This is a genomic window from Burkholderia sp. YHN3-13, from assembly GCF_055810675.1.
Window position 1 is genome coordinate 1 of record NZ_JBVVNQ010000080.1, and the last position, 989, is coordinate 989.

Below are 989 nucleotides of genomic sequence, written 5' to 3' on the forward strand. Positions count from 1 at the left end.
ACGATCACCCAGCCCGACTTCAGCATCGTCATCGCGGTCGACAGGCCGACGCCGCCCGGGCACGCCTTCAGGTCGCGTGGAATCGTCGCGAACAGGCTCATCTGCTTCGTCGACGGCCGATAGTCGACGATCGTGCTGCCCGTGCCCTGCAGGTTCGCCGCGTTGTTGAAGTTGTCGACGAGCACGTCGCCTGCCTGGAGCGTGCCGGCCGACACCGGTGCAACCGCGATCGCGTACGGGTTCTGGTCGCCGTTGTCGGGCACCGTGTTGACGAGCAGCGTATGGCGATGCAGCGTCTCGAGGAAGCCTTGCGGCTCGGCGAACGCGCCGGCGGCGGCCGTCAGCGCGACGGCGGCCAGCGCGCCCGTCGCGAGGCGGCGAAGCGGGGCGGATTGAATCATCGGGATCTCCTGGGAGGCGCGCCGCGTCGGCGGCGCGCGAAAACGGGTGGCGTGGGCGGACGGCGGGCGCGCGGCGGTCAGAACGTGATCGTCGTGCGTGCGCCGAGCACGAACGTGTTGCGCAGCGGCTGGGTCGCGTCGCTCGGGTTCTGGCCCGCGCCGGCGTTGAACGTGTACTGCGCATCGGCCGCGATCACCCACCACGGGTTGACCTGATACTGGTAGGTCGCCTCGACGGTCGTCTCGCGGGTGCGCACGCCGTACGGACCGGCCGCAAAGTTGCGCGCGGCCTGGTCGAGGTCGGTCACGTGGCTGCCGACCTGGATGTACGTGACGGCGAGGCCGACGCTGTCGTTGTCGCGACCGTCGAACGGCGCCTTCAGCACGATGCCCGCGTTCGCCGCGAAGCTCACGAGGTTGCGGTCGCCCGGCGCGCCCATCACGCGCGCGAACACCCCGAGGCTTTTCGCGCCGGTGGGGTCGGGACGCCAGATCATCTGGTCGGCCACCGCGTAGAAGCTGTAGTCGCCGTGGTGCTGCCGCGCGTTGCCGTTCGATGCGGGATCGGCGAGCGACAGACCGTCGGTG

Annotated in this window: 1 protein-coding gene and 1 pseudogene; both read right to left on the reverse strand. The window is 70.3% G+C overall.

All coding sequences use genetic code 11. The features are described 5' to 3' along the window. Positions 1 to 401, reverse strand: a pseudogene (locus AC0KUR_RS37955) (hypothetical protein); the annotation flags it as partial. Between the two features lie 77 nt (positions 402 to 478). Next, on the reverse strand, positions 479 to 989 hold a 511-nt coding region (locus tag AC0KUR_RS37960), incomplete at its 5' end, for a carbohydrate porin (protein WP_473377399.1).